This is a genomic window from Polaromonas sp. P1_F8 (assembly GCF_056405635.1).
In genome coordinates, this window is sequence record NZ_JBFUBS010000001.1 from 564,196 (window position 1) to 579,200 (window position 15,005).

Annotated in this window: 15 protein-coding genes; 2 read left to right on the forward strand and 13 right to left on the reverse strand. The window is 58.9% G+C overall.

Annotated elements, in window-relative coordinates:
• Nucleotides 1–33 precede the first annotated feature (33 nt).
• The 6 genes from pilW to AC1D1J_RS02760 form a co-directional block, all read right to left on the reverse strand.
• Nucleotides 34–843, reverse strand: a complete 810-nt coding sequence (gene pilW, locus AC1D1J_RS02735; protein WP_477685694.1) for a type IV pilus biogenesis/stability protein PilW — start codon at nucleotides 841–843, stop codon at nucleotides 34–36.
• Nucleotides 840–1,988, reverse strand: coding sequence for a dual-specificity RNA methyltransferase RlmN (gene rlmN / locus AC1D1J_RS02740; RefSeq protein ID WP_477693825.1), 1,149 nt, complete (start codon nucleotides 1,986–1,988; stop codon nucleotides 840–842). Before rlmN ends, pilW begins: the two co-directional genes overlap by 4 nt.
• 79 nt (nucleotides 1,989–2,067) lie before the next feature.
• Nucleotides 2,068–2,493 carry a nucleoside-diphosphate kinase gene (gene ndk, locus AC1D1J_RS02745; protein ID WP_477685692.1) on the reverse strand — a complete coding sequence of 142 codons (426 nt, stop codon included), beginning with the start codon at nucleotides 2,491–2,493 and terminating at the stop codon, nucleotides 2,068–2,070.
• Nucleotides 2,494–2,618: 125 nt separating this feature from the next.
• Nucleotides 2,619–4,229 (reverse strand): pseudouridine synthase, encoded by a 1,611-nt coding sequence (locus AC1D1J_RS02750; RefSeq protein ID WP_477685691.1) that lies wholly within the window; start codon nucleotides 4,227–4,229, stop codon nucleotides 2,619–2,621.
• Between the two features lie 3 nt (nucleotides 4,230–4,232).
• The gene (gene scpB, locus AC1D1J_RS02755) at nucleotides 4,233–5,006 is read right to left on the reverse strand and encodes an SMC-Scp complex subunit ScpB (protein WP_477685690.1); all 774 of its coding nucleotides are present in this window, start codon (nucleotides 5,004–5,006) and stop codon (nucleotides 4,233–4,235) included.
• A gap of 124 nt (nucleotides 5,007–5,130) precedes the next feature.
• The gene (locus AC1D1J_RS02760; protein ID WP_477685689.1) at nucleotides 5,131–6,165 is read right to left on the reverse strand and encodes an RluA family pseudouridine synthase; all 1,035 of its coding nucleotides are present in this window, start codon (nucleotides 6,163–6,165) and stop codon (nucleotides 5,131–5,133) included.
• Nucleotides 6,166–6,182: 17 nt separating this feature from the next.
• Here AC1D1J_RS02760 and AC1D1J_RS02765 point away from each other — a divergent pair, with 17 nt between their 5' ends.
• Nucleotides 6,183–7,007, forward strand: a complete 825-nt coding sequence (locus AC1D1J_RS02765) for an outer membrane protein assembly factor BamD (RefSeq protein WP_477685688.1) — start codon at nucleotides 6,183–6,185, stop codon at nucleotides 7,005–7,007.
• On the opposite strand, the gene AC1D1J_RS02770 is transcribed toward AC1D1J_RS02765, so the two are convergent.
• Together AC1D1J_RS02770 and AC1D1J_RS02775 are read right to left on the reverse strand one after the other, a co-directional pair.
• Nucleotides 6,970–8,976, reverse strand: a complete 2,007-nt coding sequence (locus AC1D1J_RS02770; protein WP_477693826.1) for an ATP-dependent DNA helicase — start codon at nucleotides 8,974–8,976, stop codon at nucleotides 6,970–6,972. The two genes, AC1D1J_RS02765 and AC1D1J_RS02770, sit on opposite strands and share 38 nt — an antisense overlap.
• On the reverse strand, nucleotides 8,976–9,179 hold the full coding sequence (locus AC1D1J_RS02775; protein ID WP_457280662.1) for a DUF465 domain-containing protein: 204 nt from the start codon (nucleotides 9,177–9,179) through the stop codon (nucleotides 8,976–8,978). The genes AC1D1J_RS02770 and AC1D1J_RS02775 overlap by 1 nt, the downstream gene beginning before the upstream one ends.
• A gap of 84 nt (nucleotides 9,180–9,263) precedes the next feature.
• On the opposite strand from AC1D1J_RS02775, the gene AC1D1J_RS02780 reads away from it, so the two are divergent.
• Nucleotides 9,264–10,022, forward strand: a complete 759-nt coding sequence (locus AC1D1J_RS02780) for a PP2C family protein-serine/threonine phosphatase (protein ID WP_477649471.1) — start codon at nucleotides 9,264–9,266, stop codon at nucleotides 10,020–10,022.
• Between the two features lie 27 nt (nucleotides 10,023–10,049).
• On the opposite strand, the gene AC1D1J_RS02785 is transcribed toward AC1D1J_RS02780, so the two are convergent.
• From AC1D1J_RS02785 to odhB, 5 genes are read right to left on the reverse strand one after another with little or no spacing between them, the layout of a single operon-like run.
• Nucleotides 10,050–10,709 (reverse strand): hypothetical protein, encoded by a 660-nt coding sequence (locus tag AC1D1J_RS02785; protein WP_477685686.1) that lies wholly within the window; start codon nucleotides 10,707–10,709, stop codon nucleotides 10,050–10,052.
• On the reverse strand, nucleotides 10,706–11,809 hold the full coding sequence (zapE, locus tag AC1D1J_RS02790) for a cell division protein ZapE (protein ID WP_477685685.1): 1,104 nt from the start codon (nucleotides 11,807–11,809) through the stop codon (nucleotides 10,706–10,708). The genes AC1D1J_RS02785 and zapE overlap by 4 nt, the downstream gene beginning before the upstream one ends.
• A 19-nt stretch (nucleotides 11,810–11,828) precedes the next feature.
• Nucleotides 11,829–13,256: a dihydrolipoyl dehydrogenase gene (gene lpdA, locus AC1D1J_RS02795; RefSeq protein ID WP_477685684.1), complete on the reverse strand. Its 1,428-nt coding sequence runs from the start codon at nucleotides 13,254–13,256 to the stop codon at nucleotides 11,829–11,831.
• Between the two features lie 6 nt (nucleotides 13,257–13,262).
• The gene (locus tag AC1D1J_RS02800; protein WP_477693827.1) at nucleotides 13,263–13,736 is read right to left on the reverse strand and encodes a hypothetical protein; all 474 of its coding nucleotides are present in this window, start codon (nucleotides 13,734–13,736) and stop codon (nucleotides 13,263–13,265) included.
• A gap of 8 nt (nucleotides 13,737–13,744) precedes the next feature.
• A complete protein-coding gene (gene odhB, locus AC1D1J_RS02805) occupies nucleotides 13,745–15,001 on the reverse strand; it encodes a 2-oxoglutarate dehydrogenase complex dihydrolipoyllysine-residue succinyltransferase (protein ID WP_477665905.1) in 1,257 nt (418 codons plus the stop codon).
• Between the last annotated feature and the right edge of the window lie 4 nt (nucleotides 15,002–15,005).

A 15,005-nucleotide genomic window follows, 5' to 3' on the forward strand; every position in this document is an offset into this window, starting at 1 on the left:
ATGGCCTCCCCAGCCGGCGCAACAACGTCAGCGTCACTCATTGAACGCCCCTTTGTCATAAGCAGCAGCCTCCCGGGACTGCGCAAAACGCTTTTTAAGCTGATCACCGAGCTGCCGTACCGAGTCTCGATTGTTTAATTTTCGCTCAACCTTGATGCCAAGCCAAAGTGTCTCTGCGTTGGCCAGATCGCTGTTGTTCAAGCGGCGAATGTAAAACTGGGCGCGCGTCACATCGCCGCGCTCATACAGTAGGTTCGCAAGGTTATAACCAATAATGGGATTACCCGCATCCAGCTCATAGGCTTGCATCAAGCTTTGCTCGGCTTCCACTCGCTGCCCCCCGCGAAGCTGGCAAATTCCCTGAGTCATCAGGGTTTTTGCCCTGCCGGCATAAGTTGGATTGGCGATCGCCTGGGTAAACCACCGAAGTGAATCGGTATAGCGACCCTGCTGGCACAAAAGCCAGCCGTAGTTATGAGCCACACCAGCGTCGCGAGGGTTCAGCGCAAGCGCACGACGAAAACTGTCCTCAGCCAATGGAATATCGTTAAGCCTCATATAAGCAAGGCCGCGCAAGTTGTACGCATCTGCAAATGTAGGATCGATTACCAGCGATTGCTTGATTTCATCCAACGCTACGGTAATCTGCCCCTGCTCGAAATATCCGGTAGCCAGTTCAAGCCGCAATCTCGCTCGCCGCCGCTGATCAGGCTCGTCTGATTCCGTGACAATGTCAGTCCGGTTACCCGAGGTCCCCGGAGTTCCGGCCTGATTGGCACACCCTGTGAGCAACACTACCAGCCAGCAGGCCGGCACCCAGATCATATTGGCGCGAAATCTCATGTACCCATCCCTTTGGCCACTACGACCTTGATTCCCCCGAGCATACCTTGCCGCTGCGCCGCCATGCGCTGATCTACACCTGTGCGGTCCTGCACATCGCCAGCCAGTTGCCCGCAAGCCGCATCAATATCGTCCCCCCGGGTTTTCCTGACGGTTGTCACAATACCCGCATCCATCAGGATTTTCGCAAATGCCATCACCTGCGGCATGTCAGAACGCTTCAAACCCGAAGCCGGAAATGGATTAAAGGGAATCAGGTTGAATTTGCAGGAGAGCCCCTTCTCTGCCTGGGTTCGAACCAGCGATACGAGCTGACGCGCATGCTCTGGCTGGTCGTTCACACCATCGAGCATGCAATACTCAAACGTGATGAAGTCCCGGGGCGCCGATGATTGATAGCGGGTGCAGGCCGCAAGCAGTTCGGATATGGGGTATTTTTTATTCAAGGGCACAAGGTTGTCGCGCAGCCCATCTTCCGGCGCATGCAGCGATACAGCCAAGGCTACCGGGCAGTCCCCGGCCAACCGGTCAATCATGGGCACAACGCCCGATGTCGATACCGTCACCCGTCGGCGTGATAGGCCATAACCATGGTCGTCAAGCATGACCTTCAGGGCTGGCAGGAGCTGCGAGTAGTTCTGCAGGGGCTCGCCCATGCCCATCATGACGACGTTGGAAATCACCCGTTCATCCCGACCTAGATGCTGCCGCAGGAAATGCTCGGCAAACCATAGCTGGGAAACGATCTCTCCCGTGGTCAGGTTACGGCTGAAACCCTGGTGACCCGTAGAGCAGAACCGGCAACCAACAGCACAGCCGGCCTGCGAGGAAATGCACAATGTTCCTCGATCGGTTTCCGGAATAAAAACAGTTTCAATGATATCGCCTGCACCGACATCAAATAACCATTTGATGGTCCCATCGGCGGAATCGTGGCGGGAAACCACTGTGGGGCTCACAACCTGGGCTGATCCTGTCAGCTTATCGCGCAGGGATTTTGCCAAATCCGTCATTTGCCCGAAATCTGCAACCCCTTTTTGGTGAATCCAGCGGAAAAGCTGCGTGGCCCGAAAGCGCTTTTCACCAAGCTGCCCACAAAAGGCTGCCAAACCATCCAGATCGTAGTCAAGAAGGTTGGCAGTCATCGCAGTAGAGAACCGACTGAGCTGCCCCAAGCAAGCGACGGCCCTGGCTGGGTGTAGCAAAGCATGGGGCGAGACATGGTTAACGCGAGTAAACGCTCATGCCGGGAAAGAAGAAAGCAATTTCCGCCTTGGCCGTTTCAGCGGCATCCGAACCATGGACGGCATTGGCATCAATGCTGTCGGCGAAATCAGCACGAATGGTGCCGGCGGCAGCCTTCTTCGGATCGGTAGCCCCCATCAAATCACGGTTTTTCAGAATGGCACCCTCGCCTTCCAGCGCCTGGATCATGACGGGACCGGAAATCATGAAGGAAACCAGGTCTTTGAAGAACGGGCGCTCTTTGTGCACCGCATAAAAAGCCTCAGCCTCGCCTTGTGACAAGTGAGCCATCCTGGCTGCCACAATCTTCAAGCCAGCAGCTTCAAAACGCGCATAGATTTGCCCAATGACGTTTTTTGCCACGGCGTCGGGTTTGATGATGGAGAGAGTGCGCTCGATTGCCATGAGATTTCCTTAACTTAAATTTTTTGGAGTCGTAAATTATTCAAAAATTTGAATAAAGCCCATGATTTTAACCTGTAGGCATATTGGCACAAATCAACCTTGCGGTTTGAGGTGCCTCTGCGGGGTCATCGATTTCCGCCGCGGCTCCCACCACCGCGATTACCGCCTCCCCGGTTTCCACCACCCGCACCGCCGCGGCGCGGTCCACCGGTACCGTTTCCGCCCGTACCACCGCCCCCGCGACGCTGCTGACCCTGGCCTTGCCCCTGTCGCTGCCGGGTAAAAGTGTCCGCACCGATATACCCAAATGAGGTTTTCATCGGATCGGGCTGCGCTCCGCCGGCAGTTTTGTCACCCCGGTCATCCCGCCTTTTTTGTCCCGGCACTCCATTGCCGTTGCCTTGCGGCTGGCCGGTCCGGAAACCACCACCAGGATTGCCACCCTGGTTACGCCCCTTGCCGCCGCGACGTCGGTTTCCACGGGGTGCAGAATCGTTGAGATTCAGCGGCGGTTGCAACTCATGTGGATCATGAGTCTCCTGATCGTCCCCCGATCCGCCTTGTACCGGCGCTTGAGATAGTTCGCTGTTTGGCGATGACGACCGCCCGCGGTCGCCGCGCTGGCGTTCGTTTCTGCGCGGTCCTCGCCTCGGTGGCTCAACCCCCTCTCCATGAGCGCCGGATGCCTGCGGCCCGCCCGGCACTGCGCGGGATTCGGAACGCGTCAAAGCGCTTGTCAGGGCCCAGATATCGCGCTCATCGAGTTCGACAAACGCGCCGCGCTTGAGGCCGCGCGGGAGAACCATGGCCCCATAGCGGATGCGAATAAGGCGGCTGACAGCGTGCCCCACTGCCTCAAACATCCGTCTGACCTCACGGTTACGCCCTTCGGAGATGGTGACCTTGTACCAGCAGTTGGCGCCTTCCCCCCCTCCGGCTTCAATGGAGCTGAACTGGGCCATGCCGTCATCCAGGTTCACACCTTCGAGCAAGCGTTTTTTCTCTTCGTTATTTAGCGCACCGAGCACACGAACAGCGTACTCACGCTCCAGGCCGAAACGCGGATGCATCAACTTGTTGGCCAATTCACCCGAACTGGTGAGTAGCAGAAGGCCCTCCGTGTTCAAGTCAAGGCGACCGACCGATTGCCATTTGCCCTGGAACAGCTTGGGTAAGCGGCGAAAGACGGTTGGACGGTTTTGCGGATCATCATGTGTGACGACCTCTCCGGTGGGCTTGTGATAGGCGATCACCCTTGGCGGCGGCGGGTCGATACGCACCCGGATTGGCTTGCCATTGACTTTGACCGTATCGCCAAACTGGATGCGTTGCCCTATATGGGCAGGCTCAGCATTGACCGAGATTCGCCCCTCCAGAATCAGTTGCTCCATCTCCAACCGGGAACCCAGTCCCGCCTGGGCAAGCACTTTGTGCAGCTTGGGGGTCTCGGGCTGGGGCGCCAGCACTCGCTTGGGCAGCGCCAACGCAACGTCTTCCTCATCAGCATCGAATTGCCCAGTCACGACATCCTCAAACCGGATGGCGCCAGGGGCTGGGACATTGCGGCCGGCGAGAGGCCGCGGCGCTGGAGTACGGATGGCTTGCGCGGGGCCGGACTCGGGGGGTGCGATTGCTTCCGGCAAATCTTGCACGGCTTGCTCCTCTATGAGCACCTTTTCCTGCGGCTCACGAGGTGTGTCCGCAGATTCGGAAGCAGGAGGGTCTTGTTGGGTCATGATTTACATTCGGGTGGGCTCATCGCCACCGGTCTCATTGTTCTCAAGAGGCCCGGTATCACTGTCGTCAGCGACCTGTGGTTGCGTGTACAAAGTTGGCGCTTCGGCGATCTCACCAATCTCAGGCTCTTCAGCCGTGCCTGACACGGGCTCCGGCACAGCAGGTTCCAGCCGCTCAACAGCTATACCATCCATACCCACCTCCGGCTTGCCCGCAAGTTCAGAGATGCCAAACTCTATCTGCTCGAGCATCGGAAGCTGATTCGGGCTGCTGTCCATCACGGGAAGCTGGTCCAGCGACTCGACCCCAAGGTCGTCAAGAAACTGCCGGGTGGTGGCATAAAGTGCCGGGCGGCCGACAGTTTCCCGATGGCCGATCACTTCCACCCACCCGCGATCTTCGAGCTGCTTGAGGATCATGCTGTTGATCGTGACCCCCCGGATGTCCTCCATGTCACCGCGCGTCACCGGCTGACGATAAGCAATGATGGCCAAGGTTTCCAGTGTGGCACGGCTATAGCGCGGGGGCTTTTCGGGGTGCAGCCGGTCCAGATATTCACGCATCTGCGGCCTGCTTTGAAAACGCCATCCCGTCGCCACGTGAACAAGTTCCACGCCACGACCAGACCAATCGCTTTGCAACTCCTCAAGCACCAGCTTGAGGCTGTCCGCAGTCAATACCCCGTTAAACAGAACCCCCATTTCGCGCAGGGGCAATGGTTGCTGCGCGCAAATAAGTGCTGTTTCGAGGACGCGTTTTGCATCCGTCGTATTCATGATTGTGGTCGTTCCGAAAAAAAGCGGAAAAAAGGGCCGGGAAAACGTGGGTTCGGCGCTTGGCGCGCAGGGCACCCAATACGCAATCTCCTGATCAGGATGCCATGGTGCAGGTAGCTGAAAACTACTGGATTTGATTGTATATCAGGCCCAAACCGGCGATGGCAGCCTGAAGGTCGGCTGGAGGGTCTGACCGGAACTCCATCACTTTGCCAGTCACCGGATGCTCGAATGCCAGTCGACACGCATGCAGCGCTTGACGGCCAAGCCCAGCAGCAGGAGCTCCCCCGTACAACTCGTCGGATACCAGGGGATGGCCAATGAAGGCCATATGGACCCGGATTTGGTGCGTGCGACCGGTGTGCAGCTTGCATTTGACCAGGCAGTGCTTACCGGCACTTTGAAGCAGCGACACCATAGTGGATGCCGGCTTCCCGGCGTTCTTTTCCAGGTTCACCACGGCCATTCGCAAACGGTTGCGTGGATCCCGCCCAATGGCAGCTTCTACCTGCCGGGTTTTCCCGCCCAGCCAGGCACCATGGGCCAGTGCGACATATTCCCGGCTCACGTCGCGGGCGGCGATCAGGCCGACCAACTGGTCCATCACCGTCCGCTGCCGGGCGACCACCATCAAACCGCTGGTGTCCTTGTCAAGGCGGTGAACAATGCCGGCGCGTGGCAGGAAGACGGCCTGCGGATCATGCGCCAGCAAGCCGTTCAACAAGGTCCCGCTCCAGTTGCCGGGCGCCGGATGCACAACCAGCCCCGCAGGTTTGTTGATCACCATCAGGCAAGCGTCCTCGAACACGATGTCCAGTTCCATCGCTTCAGGCCTGAATGCCTGGCTTTGCGGCGTTGGACGCAACTCAATGGCGAGTTCATCACCAGCTCGGACCTTCGTGGATGTTTTGGTGACTATAGAGCCGCCGAGTCTCACCATGCCGGAGTCGATCAACTGTTGAAGATATGTGCGTGAGAACTCGGGCACAATGGCGGCCAAAGCGCGGTCGAGACGGCTGCCATGGCTTTCGACCGGGACAGCTACCTGCCGCAACTCCACCTCGACAGCCGTATCGCCCTCCTCCAGAGCCTCATCCGGCACCTCCTCAGGCGCAATAGCGCCCGATATAATCAATTTGCTTTGTTCTGAATCAGTCATCAAGAAGGTCGATTGCAATGTTTTCCACCAAATTATCGGTTGTTCCCAATGCAATGCCGCTTTTTGCAGCCGTTTGCGCTTTGTCTTTTGTGATTGCCGGATGCTCGAGCACCCCTGCGCCCGACAAGACTGCTACATGGAGCCCGAACAAGATTTACGCCGAAGCAAAAGATGAAGCCAGCGGCGGGGCCTATGACAAGGCAATCCCGCTGTACGAAAAACTGGAAGGCCGTGCTGCAGGTACCCCCCTCGCCCAGCAAGCGCAGCTTGAGAAAGCCTATGCCCAATATAAGGGAGGAGAACAAGCTCAGGCTATCGCGACATTGGACCGGTTTATGAGACTGCACCCGGCCAGTCCGGCCCTGGACTATGCGTTGTATCTCAAAGGCCTGGTGAACTTCAATGACAATCTCGGTATTTTCGGGTTTATTTCCCGTCAGGATTTGTCCGAAAGGGACCAAAAAGCAGCCAAGGAATCCTTTGAGTCATTCAGGGACCTTGTGACCCGCTTCCCAGAGTCAAAATACTCGCCGGATGCCCGCCTGCGGATGAGCTATATCGTGAACTCGCTGGCCCAATCCGAAGTGCATGTCGCGCGGTACTATTACTCAAGGGGTGCCTACGTGGCGGCAATCAACCGTGCGCAGAGTGCAATCGCCGACTACCGCGATGTACCCGCATTGGAAGAGGCTATCTTCATTCTCTATAAGTCCTACGAAGCGCTGGGTATGGTCGAATTGCGTGACGATACCCGCCGTATCCTCGAAAAGAGCTACCCGCAGAGCGAATACTTGAGCAAGGGATTCAAGTCGGGAGACAATCCTTGGTACAAGTTTTGGTAAGAGCTTCCAGCCGGTCGAACAGCTCCTCCTCGGATGCCAACCGCCGCATCGGCGGAAGAGCTCTCAGCAAACGCCGCCCATAACCCATGGTTGCCAGGCGGCTGTCGCAGACCACCAACACCCCATGGTCACTTTCTCGGCGTATCAGGCGCCCGGCACCCTGCTTGAGGGCTACCGCCGCCTCAGGCAGAAAATAGTCGTTAAAAGCACTGCGTCCTTGTGATTCGAGAAGCTTTGAGCGCGCCTCTGCCAGCGGGTCGTTCGGAGGCGGAAAAGGCAGCTTGTCAATGACAACCAATTGCAGCGCGTCGCCTGGCACGTCAATGCCCTCCCAAAATGACGCCGAAGCCACCAGCACGCAGCCTTTGCCGCCATTGGCATTGCCTTCACGGAAACGTTCAATCAGCACACGCTTGGGCATGGCACCCTGAACCAGCACCTCCATGTCCGGCGAATCCAGAAAAACGTCTCTGAGTGCATCACCAATGGTGCGCAAAGCCCGCAGCGTGGTCGTCAAAACCATGGTGCGCCCCCCGAGATGCCTCGACCATCTGGCGGCAGCTTCGGCGACTTTCATGGTGTGAGCAGGATCTCCCGGTTTGGGGAACACCTCAGGCACATATAACGCCGCCTGCCTCTCGTAATCAAAAGGACTTCCTACCCGCAAGACCTCGGCATCTTCCAGCCCGCAAGGCTTGGTAAACCAGCTGAGCTTGTCGTCATCTCCCAGTGTGGCAGAAGTGAATATCCATGACTTTGCGGAACCGGCGGACGCACCCAGCACTTTGCTTTTCACCGCCTTCGAAATATCCAGCGGCGACTCGACCAGCCGGAGCTGGGTTCCCACGTCAGCCCAGCGCACGCAGCCCGCCTCGCATGTGTGAACGAAGCGCTGGGCGCGTTCCGCCAGCTCCTCGGCACGCTCATGGAGGCGAACGAAATCAGGCGCGATTTCACTGACCGTATCCAGGGCGGCACAAGCCCGCTCGCAAGACGTGTGAATGACTTGCAACGCACTGTTCCACTCAGCCGCATTCAACCCCTCCGGAGACTCACCCACCCATCGCAGTTTGGTTCCTGGGTACTGTTTCCCGGCACATAGACGCAACTCCCGCGCAGCGTGCTCGACGGCCGACACCACCTCCTGCCAGTCCACCAGCCCGCGGGCCAGCTGCAGGCCGGTTGCCAGCATGTCCCGTGCAAAATCAAGAAGCTGGCCCGTGGTGAGGTTTGTTCCCAGAAATTGCACGCCGGTCTCGTTGAGCTGATGCGCTTCATCGAAGATGGCAATGCGCACGGAAGGCAGCAATTCAGCGACGCCGGATTCGCGCACCGCCAAGTCGGCAAAGAACAGGTGATGGTTGATCACCACCACGTCGGCGGCCATGGCTTCCCTGCGGGCCAGATTCACATGACAGGCCCGAAAACGCGGACAGGTGGCGCCCAGGCAGTTCTCACGGGTGGAGGTCACCAGCGGAATCATCGGCGAACGTTCGTCCAGGCCAGGGAGTTCGGCCAGGTCGCCGGTGCGCGTAATCTTGGACCATTCCTCAATTTTGGCCAGGGCGCGCACGGAAACGCCGTCGGGCAAATAAGCCTCCTGGCGCGCCATTTCCATGCGGTGCAGGCACAGGTAGCTGCCCCGGCCCTTGAGAAGCGCCATACTGACGGGAAGACCCAGCGTCTCCACCAGTCGCGGCAAATCACGACCGAAAAGCTGGTCCTGCAAGGCCTTGGTCGCTGTCGACAACAACACGCGCTCGCCGCTTAGCAAAGCGGGGACCAGGTATGAAAAAGTTTTACCTACGCCGGTACTGGCCTCGACCACCAAGGGGTATGCTCCCTCGATTGCACGCGCCACGGCCAGAGCCATTTCAGTCTGGCCGCTGCGGGGCACGAAATGCTCCGCGGCGCGCGACAGGACACCGCCCGGCGCAAAGGCCTCTTCTACTTCTATCGCAAGGGTCATCAAGCAGGCTCTGGGGGATCCAGCGACAGCTCAAGCTGTGCAATCTGGTCACGAAGCTGCAGGCGCCGCTTTTTGAGGCGCCTGAGCAACAACTCATCAATGGGAAAGGCGTGCGCGGTCAGGTCCACCAGCGCATTGAGATCGGCGTGCTCCATTTTGAGTTCGATCAGCTGGCGTTCCGGAGAATGTAAATTTAAGTCCAAGGTTTTTTGTCCGTACACGCTGCTTCGCTTGATAATACGTCGATTGCGACCATAAATCGAGCCTCGCGCTTGAACGACCACACAATGTCCAAAGGTTATCGAATCACAGCGTCCACCGGTATCCATAAAGGCGATCGGGACTACCAGCAGGATCAGGTCAATCTGTTCAGTCACTCACGCATTCCCGGCTGCATGCTGGGTATCGTGGCTGACGGTATGGGAGGCCGTAGCGGAGGGCGCAAGGCCTCCGATCAGGTCATGTTGACGGCCAAGCAGCTTTTTGAGCGCTATGCCCCGGAAACGGATGATGCGCCTGCGATGCTCAAGCAGGTCATTGAAGAAGCCCATATCGTCATCAAACTGACTGCGATCTCGGCCGAGCAGGAACCGCACAGCACGCTGGCAGCATTTCTGATCAACCCGGGCGGGGACTGTCACTGGGTACATACCGGCGACTCAAGGATTTACCATTACCAGGGCAGCAAGCTTGTGCACAGGACGGTTGACCATTCGTATGTGCAGACCCTGGTGGACAAAGGCGAGATTACCGAGGAAGAAGCCAATGTCCATCCGCAGTCGAACATCCTGATGGGCTGCCTGGGCACTGAAGATGCGCCACCTATTACCCACCATTTCATCCCGCAACTCCGGCCTGAAGACGTCCTGCTGGCTTGCAGTGACGGAGTTTGGCACTATTTCAGCACCAGTGAAATGGGCTCGGCCCTGTCAATGCTGTCACCTCGCGAGGCAACTGAGTTCCTGATCCAGAAAGCAAGATCCCGCGCAAGAGGCGGCGGTGACAACCTCTCGCTGGTAATCGTCAAACTCGAACCTCTGGGTTGAGTTCCGCACGGTAGTTCAAAACCAGGCTTACTCCGGCAAAGGCAGCGGCTTCGCCGGGGGTTTGGTTTGTTTCAGGCGGTCACGCTCATGCTGCGCCTTGCGCTCCTGAGCCTCCTTCTGACGGTCACTGAATTTTTTGGCTTCTTCCGCAGCCGTGGCCTGCTTGTCGAGCCGGTCCTGGACCCGTTCCTGGCTACCCTTTATCTTGGCAGCGTTGGCGTCGCTGCTGCCTTGCTCTGCGGCCTTGGCTGCGCCACGGTCCTCGGCTTTCTTTTTCTCCCGTTCAAGACGGGATTGGGAGTCTGCTAGGGCCTTCGCCCGGCGGTCTGCGGCCTCCTGCTGCTTTTCAGCTGACGATTTCTCTTCCGTTTTGCGGATCTGCTCTGCCCCTTTGATGCGGCGCTCCTCGTCATTGAGCGACAACTCCTGCCGGCGAAGGTCTGCCATGGCTTCGCGCCGCCGGTCATTGACTTTTCCCAGGCAGCTGTTGACGGCAAACCGGTCGTAGCAGGCTGCATCCTCAGCCAAAAATCCTGCTTCCAGCCTGTTGCGTTCGGCGCTGATTCTCGTCCGCTCGGCATCAATGCTTCGCATCTGGTCAGCGGGTGCAGCCGTCTCGACCGTGGACTGCGCATTCGCGAGCACGCTTAAAGCGATGAGAAAACAGGCGGTAACCAGATGCTTCATGTGAGTGTTGTATCCACGTTTCTGCGTTCAAGCGCCAGGAATTCCTTTGACTGCATTTCGTTGAGCCGGGAAACCGTACGGGGGAATTCGTGTACCAGCGGCCCCTCGGTGTACAACGCCTCAGGAGCGACTTCTGCCGACATGATCAACTTGACCCGGCGGTCATACAGCACATCCACCAGCCAGGTAAACCGCCGTGCCTCCGACGCCATACGCACCGGCATATGCGGTACATCGCTTAGCAGCACGGTATGAAACTGCGTGGCTATTTCCAGGTAATCGTTTTGCGAACGCGGACCACCGCACAGCGTCTTGAAGTCAAACCAGACGACTCCCCCCGCCTTGCGCCTGGCCTGGATTTGCCTGGACTCAATCTGCAATACCGGGTTCTCATCCTGAGACTCTGCCAGCGCATTAAAAGTTTCAGTCATTTCAGCATCGGCCTGAAGGCCTAGCGGGGTGTGATAGAGCTTCGCCTGGGCTAACGTGCGCCCGCGGTAGTCCGTCCCATTGTCAACACTGATGACCTCCAGCCTCGCCTTCAGCAATTCAATGGCAGGCAGAACACGGTCGCGATGCATGCCATTCGGATACAGCTCGTCCGGCTGAAAGTTGGAAGTTGTGACAAAGCCAACCCCATTGTCAAACAGCGCCGACAACAGACGGTGAAGAATCATCGCGTCGGTGATGTCCGCCACATGAAACTCGTCAAAGCAGATGAGCCGGTATCGCTTCGCAATGCGCCGACCGAGTTCGTCCAGCGGATTTGCCGTACCCTGAAGGTCCTGCAACTCCCGGTGCACCTCGCGCATGAACTCGTGAAAGTGCAGCCGTACCTTGCGCCTGAGTGGGACAGCCCCGAAAAAGCAGTCCATCAAGAAGCTTTTCCCCCTGCCGACGCCTCCGTACATGTACACGCCACGAGGGACATCAGGCCGGTTTATCAGCTTCTTGATGGCATTGGAGCGCTGCTCCTTGAACGCCGCCCACTCAGAGGCACAACGCTCAAGCGCTTCGACTGCCCGCAACTGGGCAGGATCGCTTTGATAGCCCCGCGCCGCAAGTTCGGCGTCATACGCCGAGCGCACCGGTTGATTCACCGACTTCTTGCCTGCGTGCTCAGAAATTCAAGGTGCGCTTGTCGACCGCCAGCGCAGCTTCCTTGGTCGCCTCGCTCAATGACGGATGGGCATGGCAAATACGCGCAATGTCTTCGCTGCTGGCGCGGAATTCCATGGCCACCACGCATTCGGCGATCAGTTCGCTGGCCATCGGGCCGACGATGTGCACGCCGAGAATTTCATCCGTCGCGGCATCGGCCAGCATCTTCACCATGCCAGTCGTGTCACCCAGCGCGCGTGCGCGGCCATTGGCCATGAACGGGAAAGTCCCTGCCTTGTACGCCCGACCGGCAGCTTTGAGTTGCTCTTCGGTCTGCCCCACCCAGGCGATTTCAGGATTGGTGTAGATCACCCAGGGGATCGTATTGAAGTTGACATGCCCATGCTGCCCGGCAATGCGCTCGGCAACCGCAACGCCCTCTTCCTCGGCCTTGTGCGCCAGCATGGGCCCGCGTACCACGTCACCGATAGCCCAGACATTGGGCAGGCTGGTCTTGCATTCGTCATCCACCACCACGGCGCCGCGCTCGTCGAGCTTCAGGCCAACGGCTTCAGGGTTCAGGCCCTGGGTGTTGGCTACCCGGCCAATGGAGATGATGAGCTTGTCCACTTCCAGGGTCTGGGCTTCGCCCTTGGCATCGGTGTAGGCAACACTCACACCTTTCTTGCCGCTCTTGATCTCGCCGACCTTCACGCCGAGCGCGATTTTCAGGCCCTGCTTGTCGAATGCCTTCTTGGCTTCCTTGGCGATCTGCTGATCAACCGCGCCCAGGAACGTCGGCAGGCCTTCCAGTACCGTCACGTCTGCACCCAGGCGGCGCCAGACCGAGCCCATTTCCAGGCCGATCACCCCGGAGCCGATCAGGCCCAGCTTCTTGGGAACGGCGCCGATGCGCAGTGCTCCGTCATTCGACAGGATGTTTTCCTCGTCAAATGGCGCGCCCGGGAGCGCGCGGGCGTTGGAACCCGTGGCCACGATGATGTGCTTGCCGGAGATGGTTTCCTCAGCGGCACCAGCGACCTTGACGTCATAGAGACCCTCTTTGGCGGCGACAAAGGAGCCACGGCCGTGAAAAAAGGTGACCTTGTTCTTCTTGAACAGGTAGACGATGCCGTCGTTGTTCTGCTTGACGACAGTGTCCTTGCGGGCAAGCATCTTCGTGACATCCAGGCCCAGGCCCTTGACCTCAATGCCATGATCGGCAAAGTGGTGGCTGGCATGGTCGAAATGTTCGGACGATTGCAGCAACGCCTTGGATGGAATGCAGCCGACGTTGGTGCAGGTGCCACCCAGGGCCGGGCCGCCTTTGGCGTTCTTCCATTCGTCGATACAGGCAACGTTGAAACCCAGTTGGGCGGCGCGAATCGCGGCAATGTAACCGCCGGGGCCGCCACCGATGACGATGACGTCGAATTGTTTAGACATGTTTCTTTATTCCTTCTTGAGTTCAAACGCCCCCGCGTGGAGGACGATTCCAAATACACCGGTGCGCGCCAGCAGGCTTTCCTGCTGGGGACCATCGCGGCCAATTTTCACGGTCGTTCCGGGCGTGGTCTTGCAGACAAACAGATGCCTGGCATCGAGGCATTCAATTCCGCCGGCGGCATGCAGCGCGGCCCAGCCGAAGCCCTCATACTCCTCCGCGAGAAAGCGGCGCAGGAATACGGTCTCCGCAGGGGTCCGCACATCGGCAATGGTCCAGCGGACCAGGTCCGACTGGTATTTTTCAACCAGCTTCCCCGGGTCAGCATCCGGCACCTTCGCCAGTACCAGCCGGGACCCCGCCTGCGAAACACTGACCCACTGCAACCCGTAGTGGCCGCTCCAGTTGTCGCCAACCGGCGCCGCAGCCACGGCAAGGCCCACGCTCAACGTGCAGGCCAGGCAGGCGACGAGGCGGCGCATCGACAGCCTTAGATGTCGAACAGCAGACGTGCAGGATCTTCCAGCGCTTCTTTCATCGCCACCAGGCCCAGCACGGCTTCACGACCGTCGACGATGCGGTGGTCATAGCTCATGGCCAGGTAGTTCATCGGGCGCACCACGATCTGGCCGTTTTCGACCACGGCGCGGTCCTTGGTCGCATGCACGCCCAGGATCGCCGACTGCGGCGGGTTGATGATAGGCGTGGACAACATGGAGCCGAAAACACCGCCATTGGAGATCGAGAAAGTACCGCCGGACATTTCTTCAATGCCCAGCTTGCCGTCGCGTGCCTTGGCACCGTATTCGGCAATCTTCTTCTCGATGTCGGCAAAGCTCATCTGGTCTGCATTGCGCAGAATGGGCACCACCAGGCCGCGCGGGGAACCGACGGCGATGCCGATGTCGAAGTAGCCGTGGTAAACGATGTCATTGCCGTCAACCGATGCGTTGAGCACGGGGTACTTCTTCAACGCATGCACAGCGGCCTTGACGAAGAAGCTCATGAAGCCGATCTTCACACCGTGTTCTTTTTCAAACTTCTCCTGGAAGCGCTTGCGCATTTCCATCACCGGCGCCATGTTCACTTCATTGAACGTGGTCAGGATGGCGTTGGTGGCCTGCGATTGCAGCAGGCGCTCGGCGATACGCGCGCGCAGGCGGCTCATGGGCACGCGCTGCTCAGGGCGGTCACCAAGATCGGAAGGTTTGGCGGAAGCAGCAACCTGCGGCAAGGCCGCAGTAGGCACGCCTGTGGGAATGGCAACAGCAGCGGCCGGCTTGGCACCGCCAGCAGCCGCACCGAGGACGTCGCCCTTGGTAACGCGGCCATCCTTGCCGGTTCCAGGCACCGAACCAGCGGCAAGGTTGTTGTCGGCCATCAGCTTGGCTGCAGCCGGCATGGGAACGCCAGCCATGGAGCCACCGGCTGCGGGTGCAGGCGCGGAGACAACAGCAGCGGCAGGTGCTGCAGCGGCCGCTGCAGGAGCAGCGGCACCCGCTTTGCCTTCGGTGTCGATCCGGGCAATCACCTGATCTGACACCACCGTGCCGCCGTCCGCGACGACCAGCTCGGTCAGCACGCCGGCGGAAGGCGCCGGCACTTCCAGCACCACCTTGTCGGTTTCGATCTCAATCAGGATTTCATCCACGGCGATTGCATCACCGACTTTTTTCTTCCACTGCAGCATGGTGGCCTCGGCCACGGACTCGGACAACTGGGGGACTTTGACTTCTACGATAGCCATGTTG